At 68.8% G+C, this 9,436-nt stretch carries 8 protein-coding genes; 3 read left to right on the top strand and 5 right to left on the bottom strand.

Annotated features, from left to right (window positions below):
- From K8V84_RS25740 to acs, 5 genes are all read right to left on the bottom strand, one after another.
- Window positions 1–554 (bottom strand): sodium/proton-translocating pyrophosphatase (locus K8V84_RS25740; RefSeq protein WP_304079536.1); only part of this gene is annotated, 554 nt, incomplete at its 3' end.
- A 539-nt stretch (window positions 555–1,093) separates the two neighbouring features.
- On the bottom strand, window positions 1,094–1,597 hold the full coding sequence (locus tag K8V84_RS25735; RefSeq protein WP_304079532.1) for a DUF309 domain-containing protein: 504 nt from the start codon (window positions 1,595–1,597) through the stop codon (window positions 1,094–1,096).
- A gap of 7 nt (window positions 1,598–1,604) precedes the next feature.
- On the bottom strand, window positions 1,605–2,513 hold the full coding sequence (locus K8V84_RS25730; RefSeq protein ID WP_304079530.1) for an alpha/beta fold hydrolase: 909 nt from the start codon (window positions 2,511–2,513) through the stop codon (window positions 1,605–1,607).
- Between the two features lie 10 nt (window positions 2,514–2,523).
- On the bottom strand, window positions 2,524–3,024 hold the full coding sequence (locus K8V84_RS25725; protein ID WP_304079528.1) for a phage holin family protein: 501 nt from the start codon (window positions 3,022–3,024) through the stop codon (window positions 2,524–2,526).
- A 190-nt stretch (window positions 3,025–3,214) separates the two neighbouring features.
- Window positions 3,215–5,185, bottom strand: coding sequence for an acetate--CoA ligase (gene acs / locus K8V84_RS25720; protein WP_304079526.1), 1,971 nt, complete (start codon window positions 5,183–5,185; stop codon window positions 3,215–3,217).
- A gap of 207 nt (window positions 5,186–5,392) precedes the next feature.
- On the opposite strand from acs, the gene K8V84_RS25715 reads away from it, so the two are divergent.
- The 3 genes from K8V84_RS25715 to K8V84_RS25705 all read left to right on the top strand — a co-directional run.
- On the top strand, window positions 5,393–6,205 hold the full coding sequence (locus K8V84_RS25715; RefSeq protein WP_304079523.1) for an oxidoreductase: 813 nt from the start codon (window positions 5,393–5,395) through the stop codon (window positions 6,203–6,205).
- Window positions 6,206–7,126: 921 nt separating this feature from the next.
- Window positions 7,127–8,314, top strand: a complete 1,188-nt coding sequence (gene ssd / locus K8V84_RS25710) for a septum site-determining protein Ssd (protein ID WP_304079521.1) — start codon at window positions 7,127–7,129, stop codon at window positions 8,312–8,314.
- A gap of 119 nt (window positions 8,315–8,433) precedes the next feature.
- A partial coding sequence (locus K8V84_RS25705) for a TadA family conjugal transfer-associated ATPase (protein ID WP_304079520.1) occupies window positions 8,434–9,436 on the top strand: 1,003 nt, incomplete at its 3' end.

Raw genomic sequence — 9,436 nt, 5'->3', positions numbered from 1 at the left:
ATCGCGAGGAGGGCCGCGCCGAAGCCGAAGCCCTCGAGGACGATGGGGGCGTTCTCCCGGTAGATGAGGACCACGAGCGCGGCACCGAGCAGGCCGAGGCCGACGGTGATCATCCCGGCGACACCGCCGGTGCGGAACGCGATGCGCATGGCGGTATGGCCGTCGCTTTCACCGCCGCCACGGGCCGCGGCGGCCACACGAACGTTGCCGCGGACCGCGAGCCACATTCCGATGAAGCCGGTGGCCGCCGAGAGTAGGGCCCCGAGGGCGAAGAACAACGATCGGCCGATGGCGATGGCCCATGTGTCGGCGTGCAGAAGAAGCAGTAGTAGGGGGATGACGACGATGAAGACCGCGAGTGTGCGGAACTGTCGTTTCAGGTAGGCCGCGGCGCCTTCCTGAACGGCGAGCGCGATATTGCGCATTCGTTCGGTGCCCTGCCCGGCGGCGAGTACCTCACGTACGAGCATCCCCGCTACGGCGAGCGCGAGGAGCGCGACCACCATGACGACGATGACGAGGGTGAGGTCCCTGCCTTCCAGGGCCAGGGCCATGCCGCCATCCGCGGCGATGTTGAGCCCAGACAATCCGTCCTCCTTGAGACGGGCACATTCTTTTCGGCCCCGTCATCGAAGGTGTGCGGAACAGCCGCCTCTTGGGCTCCGGTGCCGCGCACCGCCGTATGCGTTCCATCGCCCACGGGAGCGTTGAGCTGGGGCGACATCACGCGGGTCGGGGTCGAAGCGGTGCCACCTTTCTGTGTGGTGCACGCCGCCCGCGTGACGTACCCGCGAGCGGTGATCCGGGGATTGTACGCACGCGGAAGAATAATTAAGAGGGCCGGTTCGCCATTTCCCCAAGAGGGGTCGAAGATGTGACCCCATGGTGATCTCGGGATTCGGATTAATGGCTTTGTTGATCTTTTTTACCCCAGATGACATCGCATAATGCGATAGTGCTATACGAATGACAAAGCACGTATACGGGCACGAATCAGAAATTACCCTCGGTAGTCACTGGAGGCACAGGAGGGGCGAGGGACTCTCCACCCCCTGTTATACCGCGCTGGAGGCGGGTTTCGGTCCGGACGGAATTAGGCCTTTCGGAGCCGCATTCCAGAGGGATCGATGCCGTCTCCAGAGGTCGCACGACCGCTGTCGAGGTCGTCGGCCAGACCTCGCGCGAACACGGCGATCCCGGCCACGTCCACCCCGTGCGGGGCCTTCGGGCCGAACTCCTCCACCCGGTCGGCGCCTCGGCGCAACAGGCGAGCCGCGCCCAACCGGTTACCGCGCTGGGCGTGGGTGACTCCGACCGCGGTCTGCGCCAGTCCGCGCCACAACTCCCGCTCCGGTTCCGGAGACGACTTCCAGACCGCTTCGAGCACCTCGTGCGCGGTGAACGCGTACCCCTGGTCCAAGAGCCGTTGGGCCTCGCTCAGGCCCTCCTCCACGGTGAACTCGGCGTCGTCGGGCACACGTTCGACCTCACCCCGACCGCCATGAGGCATCGGACGCCCGTATCGGTCACGAGGCCGCTGGTTCTGTGCCCGCCCGACCTCGTTACGGTCCCGTTCGCCCTTGGCCCGCGTCGTCATGGGTGCCTCACCGCCGTTCGCCGTCGATCTCTCCCACCCACCCTACGAGAGCCTCCCCGACGTGACGCGGCCGCTCCTCCTGGGGGAAGTGTCCGGCGTCGGCCACCGACACCCAGCGGTAGGGGCCGGAGACGAGTCGTACCGAGGATCGGGCGACCTTCGGCGGACAGACCGGGTCCAGGGAACCATGCAGTTGGAGGACGGGGATCCGCACCGGCGCGCGCATTCGGTGGGCGTACCGGAGGCCGTCCGCGCGCCATCGCGACCGGAAGATCCAGCGGTGGTACTCCAGCGAGCAGTGCGAGACCTTCGGGATCGAGAAGGCGAGACGGTAGCGTTCCTCGGCCTCACGGTCGGGCCATCCCGGGGCCGACCAGGCGTCGAGGAGCTCACCCACGCGCACGCAACCGTCGGCGAGCAACCGGTGTTCGGGGAGGATCGGCACCTGGGCGCGGAGCATGTGACCCGCACCCGGTCCCGGGGGGAAGAGGGCGCGGGCGGCGCGTCGAGGATGGGGGGCCGACACCGCCGCCAGGGCGCGAACCGTGCCCGGGTGGTAGGCGGTCATGGTCCAGCCGATCAGCCCACCGACTCCGTGTCCGACCACGACGGCCTCGGCGGATCCGAGAGCACGGACCAACCCCGCCATGTCCTGTGCCAGACCCACCAGGTCGTATCCCCGCGGGGTCTTGTCACTGGCGCCATAGCCCCGTAGGTCGACGGCGACGGCCCGGTACCCGGCCTCGGCCAGGGCGGACATCTGGTCGCGCCACGTCCACCAGAACTGGGGGAAGCCGTGCAGGAGGAGGACGAGCGGACCCTCGCCGAGTTCGGCCACATGGAACCGGGCTCCGGCCGCGCCGACCGTCCGGTGGGTCCAGGGGCCGTCCACATAGGCGGCCGAATCGTCCAGCACCTTCGGGTCGCTAGTCGTTCGTGACGGCCGTGGCCCCACTGGCGGCGCTGACCTCGGTGACGGCCGTGGCCCCGTCGCGCCTGGGCGGACGGATCTCTCCGCGCAGGATGCCCACGAGGCGGGAGGTGGTGATCGCCGTGCGGGCCAGGCCCTGACGCCGGCGCAGGTTGATGACCGCGAACAGGATGAAGATCAGGGCGATCAGCAGGTAGAAGCCGGTGACGGCGAGGAACGAGGTCCAGTACTGCCAACCGAAGACCTCGGCCAGGAAGAACCCGGCGGTGATGGAGAAGAGGATCGCGACGAGGTGCAGGATGACACCGGCGGCGCCGAACTCACCGACGCTCTTGCCGATCTTGACGGCGTCCGCTTTGGCCTCGAGCTTGGCGAGCCTGATCTCGAGCTTGACCAGACGCGAGAGGTTTTCGGTGGCGTCGGTGACCAGTTCACCGATGGAACGTTCGGGGTCGCCGGCAGCGCCAGGTCGGCCGGTACCCGGCTTGTCCACCATCGTGGGGGTTCCCTTCTCTCGGTCCGAACACGCGGATTATCCTCCGCATCCTCGCACATGCCATGCCACTGATGTCTCTCACGGCACGCAAAACGGCGGGCTTCGGTTTCGGTGGTGAGTGAGCGTTCGAAGGCGCCCCACCCCCGTCGGAGGGGATGGGGCGCCGTGGAACCGTCGGTGATCCGACCCCTCAGCCGTTCTTCCCGGCCGAGGGCAGCTGCTTGGCGATCACGTCCATGATCGACGAGTCGGTCAGGGTGGAGGTGTCACCGATGTCCCGGTTCTCGGCGATGTCGCGCAGCAGACGCCGCATGATCTTGCCGGACCTGGTCTTGGGCAGCTCCGGAACCGCGAGGAGACGGGCGGGCTTGGCGATCGGACCGAGCGAGCTGCCGACGTGGTTGCGCAGCTCCTGGACCAGATCCTCGGGAACCTCTTCCTCTCCGCCCCGCAGGATGACGAAGCCGACGATCGCCTGACCGCTCACCTTGTCGGCGGCTCCGACGACCGCCGCCTCGGCGACCTTCGGGTGCGAGACCAGGGCCGACTCCACCTCGGTGGTGGAGATGTTGTGACCGGAGACGAGCATGACGTCGTCCACGCGGCCGAGCAGCCACATGTCACCGTCCTCGTCCTTCTTCGCACCGTCGCCGGGGAAGTAAAGGCCCTCGAAGCGCGACCAGTAGGTGTCCTTGTAGCGCTGGTCGTCGCCCCAGATGCCGCGGAGCATGGCCGGCCAGGGTTCGCGGATGACGATGAAGCCGCCTTCACCGTCGGGCACCGACCGTCCCTGTTCGTCGACGACGTCGGCCTCGATACCCGGGATCGAGCCCATCGCGGCGCCGGGCTTGCCCGAGGTGACGCCGGGCAGCGGGCTGACCATGATGGCGCCGGTCTCGGTCTGCCACCAGGTGTCCACCACCGGGGTCTTGCCGCCACCGATGTTCTCCCGGTACCAGATGTAGGCCTCGGGGTTGATCGGCTCACCGACCGAACCGATGACGCGCAGGCTCGACAGGTCGTACTTCGCGGGGATCTCGTCGCCCCACTTCATGAAGGTACGGATCGCGGTGGGCGCCATGTAGGCGATCGTGACCTTGTACTTCTCGATGATCTCCCAGAAACGGCCCTTGTGCGGGGTGTCCGGGGTGCCCTCGTACATGACCACGGTCGCCGCGTTGGAGAGCGGACCGTAGACGATGTAGGAGTGACCGGTGACCCAACCGATGTCGGCGGCACACCAGTAGACGTCGCTCTCCGGCTTGAGGTCGAAGACCGCCCAGTGCGTGTACGAGGCCTGGGTGAGGTACCCGCCTGTGGTGTGCAGGATGCCCTTGGGCTTGGCCGTGGTCCCGCTGGTGTACATGATGTACAGCGGGTCCTCGGAGTCGTGCGCCTGGGGGGTGTGCTCGGTGCTCGCGGAGCCGACGGCTTCGTGCCACCAGACGTCACGGTCGGTCCACTCGACGTCCTGGCCGGTGCGACGGACGACGAGCACGTTCTCGACGACGGGCCGGTCCGCGACGGCCCCGTCCACGGCGGGCTTGAGGGCGCTGGGCTTACCGCGTCGGTAACCACCGTCGGCGGTGATGACGAGCTTGGCCTGGCTGTCGTCGATGCGCTGGCCGAGTGCGTCGACGGAGAACCCGCCGAAGACGACCATGTGCACGGCGCCGATACGGGCGCAGGCGAGCATGGCGACGACGGTCTCCGGGATCATCGGCATGTAGATGGCGACCCGGTCGCCCTTCTTCACGCCGAGCGCGGTGATGGCGTTGGCGGCCTGGGAGACCTGGTCCTTGAGGTCGGCGTAGGTGATGGTGCGGCTGTCACCGGGCTCGCCCTCCCACTGGATGGCGGCGCGGTCACCGAGACCGGCGTCGACGTGGCGGTCCACGCAGTTGACGGAGGCGTTGATCTTGCCGCCGACGAACCACTTCGCGTAGGGCGGGTTCCAGTCCAGAACGGTGTCCCACTCCCGATCCCACTGGAGCCTGCGGGCCTGCTCCTCCCAGAAGCCGAGTCGGTCGGCGGCCGCGGCGTCATAGGCGTCCGCCTTGACGTTGGCGTTCGCGGCGAGCTCCGCGGGCGGCGGGAAGCTACGTGTTTCGTGGAGAAGGTTGGACAGTGTCTCCTGGCTCGAGGGAGTGCTGTCGGCCACTGTGATTCTCCTTACGTTGGCGGTTGGCAACCAATTAATCATGTGACGCCGGGCGCGTGAACAGCCGGGTCTCGGTCCAGCGGCGGTGAGCGCCGGGCGAGCGCCGAACGGTCGACGAACGGTCGCCGGTCCGCGATGAACGGTCTCCCCAGGACCTGACCCGGGGAGGTGGGCGGCCGGTGTTACCGCCGCGTAGTGTTGGTTGACGTGAGCGAATCGAGTTCTGCCTCCCTGTCAGACCCACTGTCCCGGATCGCCGAGCTGCCGGGGGTGAGCGACGCGGTCGACGAGACGCGAACCCTGGTCGACCGGCTGAGGGACCACCGAATCCTGCGTCGGCGCAGCAACGACGTGTCCCTGGAGTCCTCCCTGCGCGGCGCGTGCGCGTCGGCTGCGTTGGAGGGCGCCGAGGTCTCGATGGACGAGATCCGTGAGGGGCACGTCTACGACACCCGGATCAAGGGTGCGCTGCGCATCGGCGGCGAGCTGGGCGCGATGGTGGACACCTGGCCGAAGGCGCCCCGGCAGACCCTGGCGCGACTGCACACGTTGGCCGCGGCCGACGCGGTCTCCGAAGAGGCGCTGGGCCGCCCCCGCCTGGAGGGTGAACGGGTGGAGGAACCACTGGACCTGGGTCCCGCCCCGAGTTCCCCGGTGGCCTCCGCGCGGTTGGAGGGCCTGTACCGGTTGCTGGAGTCCCGCACGAAGGTCCCCGCCCTGATCACCTCGTCGCTGGTGCACGGAGAGCTGATGGCGATCCGTCCGTTCGGATGGGGTGACGGGCTGGTGGCTCGCGCCGCGGAACGGTTGACCCTGATCGAGCGCGGTCTGGACCCGAAGTCGCTGGTCGCCTCCGAGCTGGGTCACCAGACGCTGAGGGACGAATACGCTCCCGCACTGCGCGGATACATGGAGGGCACCCCGAAGGGTGTCGGCGACTGGATCGTGTACTGCTGCCGCGCCGTGTTCGCCGGAGCCCAGGACTCCATGGCCACGTGCGAGGCGCTCAAGCGAGGCTGAAGTCGAACCGAACGCGATTCGACCCACTCCATGCGGGGCCTTGCGCGGGAAAGCCGCGAAGTTTCGCAATCGTCCATTAACCGACAAGTGGAACGGCCATTCGATATCGGTTCGGTCACGCTTGAACGTTGGACAATCTTTCAAGAATGCCACGAGCATCTGCACGTGCACGTCGAACGGCGCCTCGGATCTTGACCCGGGGCGCCGTTTCCGACCCTGGAGCGACGGGTTGTCAAGCGTCACTAATCTGTAGTCCGACCTGGTGGAACCAGATTCCATCAGATCTGGACAGGCCCTATGGGGCCCAGCGAGGCGTGGGCTCCCGCGACCAGGGTCGGGGTGGGACTCATGCCACCGTCCGCTTTCTTTCTACGACGCGCACCCGCCCATCGAATAGGCGGTTGACGGAAGTTTTTCCCCTGGATTCCCGAACCCATACGCAACACTCGTGGTAGCGTCTGATTCAGAAGTTGAGCGAAGGACCGAGATCCTCGGTGAAAACCGAGGCGGAACGTCCCTTTCGAGTGGCTGACGGCAATACGGACACGTCGATCGGACGGCCCGACCGACCGTTCTTCGCGCCAACACGCACCAACGGACCATCTCCGAGGTCTCGGGAGTTCGATGACCACTCCCGTAGGCCCTTCCTAGGAGAGCGGAACAGCCGACCCGTCCCCCCAGGGCCGGACCAGGGCCGCCCCAGATCCCCCTCTGGGACGGGGCCCACGGTTTCCGCTCCGCCTCGCCTGCCGGGCGGGACGTACGACAGCCCCCGTACGTATGTCCCGCCCGCGGGTGGGGCAGCCCGGTTCTCTGAACGGGTCCCGCGGAGTTATCCACAGATCCGCGCACCCCACTTCTTTCGCGCTCCGGTGTCGGCCAAGGTCGAAAGGGCAGGTTCCCGCCCTCACCGGAGGTCCGATGGACGTTCCGCAGCGCCCCCTCATCGTCACCGCAGATCCCGCCCTCCTCGACGACCTGCTTCGGTTGGCCACCGCGGCCGCGACCGAGGTGGCCGTCGCCCCCGACCCCGAACGCGCCTTGCGTTCGTGGCGTCGGGCACCACTGGTGGTGGTCGGCGCGGACCTACGAGGGATGCTGGGCGAGGCCCATCCACCGCCGCACCCTCGGCTGGTGGTCGCCTCCCGGTCACCCGACGCCCCGGATCTTCGGACCATGGCACCGGGCCTCCCCGACGGGGGCCGCACCGCTCACGGACCACCGGGCGGGGCCACGACCGGTCCGGGGCCGGCGGTGGTCGGCCCCCGAGGGTCCGATCCGAAGGGGCCCGGGCCCGATGACGGCTCACCCGTCTACCTGCTCCCCCGGGACGAGTCGCTTCTGGTCGAACTGTTCGGCGCGGTCGGCGAGCGTCGGCCCGCGCCCACCGTGTCGGTCATCGGGGGACGTGGAGGCGCCGGGGCCAGCCTGCTCACCGTGGCCCTCGCCCTGGCCGGAGAACGCGCCGGACGCTCCACCGCTCTCTTGGACGCCGACCCCCTGGGTTGCGGACCCGACATCTACCTGGGCTGCGACCACACCCCCCAGAGTCCGCACACCGGTTGGAACGACCTGGTGAACCAGCGTTCCCGCACCCCTTGGCGGGCCCTGCGGGACGGGCTTCCCAGCGCGGGCCTGGTGGACGTCCTCACCTGGGCGCGAGGCACCGGTGGTCAGGGAACGGCGCTGCCCGTGGGCGCGGCCCGGTCCGTGCTGTCCTCCGCCCGGCGCGGCTCGGGACTGGTGGTGATCGACCTGCCCCGATCCTTCGACTCCGCCACCCGGGTGTTCCTCAACCACTCCGACCTCGTGCTGTTGGTCGTACCCGCCGACGTGTACGCGGTGGTGTCGGCCGCACGCATGATCGACACACTGCGGCAGGAGACCGACCGACTCCGGCTGGTGGTGCGCGGTTCACACGGCGGCCTGTCCACTTCGGTGGTCACCGGGAGTCTGGGGGTGGACCTGGACGCGGACCTGCCATCGGAACCCGGACTCTCCCGTGCCCTGACGATGGGCGAGGTGCCCGCGCGACACCCCCGATCGCCGCTGGCCCGGTACGCGGACCGTGTGGTCGGGACGTTCTCCGGGCTGCGGGAGGCGGGATGAGGCGGATCGAACGGCTGTGGCACGGTTCCCCGACCGCTTCCGATGACGGCAGGCGGCCCGAGCCGACATCGGTTCCACCAAGCGGGGTCGGATCGGCTCCGGGTCCCGCGGGGAGCGCCGTGGCACCGGGGTCGATCCCCCCGGAACAGCGCAAGGCGCTCTTGGAGCGGGTCCGCAACCGCTTCGTGGCCAGTGGGTCCCCGATCACCCCCGCCAACGTGGCGACCGCCCTGCGCGCCGAGGGGACCCTGCTGGGCGGTACCGACATGCTCGAACTCACCCGGGCGCTGAGCGCCGACCTGTACGGGGCGGGTCCGTTGGAGGAGTTGATGACCACCGACGTCACCGACATCCTCGTCAACGGACCCGACCAGGTGTGGGTCGACACCGGTGAGGGGCTGCGACGGGTGGAGCACGTGCGGTTCGACTCGGCCGACGAGGTGCGTCGGCTCGCCCAGCGGTTGGCGTTCCGCGCCGGCCGCCGGTTGGACGCGGCCTCCCCGTACGTGGACGCCCGACTCCCCAGCGGTGCGCGGCTCCACGCCGTGCTGCCACCGATCGCGCCGGAGAGCGCCTGCGTCTCGCTACGGATGCCACCGAACCGGGTCTTCGGCCTACCCGCGCTGATCGAGTGCGGCACGCTGACCCCGTCCGGCGCCGAACTGCTCCGGGCCCTCATCGCTCGACGGATTCCGTTCCTGATCAGCGGCGGCACCGGAACGGGAAAGACCACCCTGCTGTCGTGTCTGTTGTCCCTGGTGCCACCGGACGAACGGATCGTCCTGGCCGAGGACTCCCCCGAACTGCGCCCCGACCATCCGCACGTGGTGCGGTTACAGACCCGGCCGGCCAATATCGAGGGCAGCGGTGAGGTGTCCTTGGAGACCCTGGTCCGCCAGGGACTGCGGATGCGTCCGGACCGACTCGTGGTCGGCGAGGCCCGAGGTCCGGAGATCGTGTCCCTGCTGGGTGCTCTGAACACGGGCCATGAGGGAGGCGCGGGCACCCTGCACGCCAACGGGGCCGGTGAGGTGCCCGCACGGGTGGAGGCCATGGGCTGCGCCGCGGGGATGGACCGAGGCGCGGTGCACAGCCAACTCGCGGCCACCGGGGTGCTCGTCC

This window comes from Nocardiopsis listeri (assembly GCF_020741345.1).
GTDB lineage: Bacteria > Actinomycetota > Actinomycetes > Streptosporangiales > Streptosporangiaceae > Nocardiopsis > Nocardiopsis listeri_A.
Note: the sequence above shows the minus strand (reverse complement) of the source record. Positions and strands in the feature narration are given on the sequence as shown.

Bases quoted from the DNA above. Each gene is read 5' to 3' on its own strand.
- K8V84_RS25735 (WP_304079532.1), bottom strand. From the start codon at position 1,597: ATGACGACGCGGGCCAAGGGCGAACGGGACCGTAACGAGGTCGGGCGG.
- K8V84_RS25725 (WP_304079528.1), bottom strand. From the start codon at position 3,024: ATGGTGGACAAGCCGGGTACCGGCCGACCTGGCGCTGCCGGCGACCCC.
- ssd (WP_304079521.1), top strand. From the start codon at position 7,127: ATGGACGTTCCGCAGCGCCCCCTCATCGTCACCGCAGATCCCGCCCTC.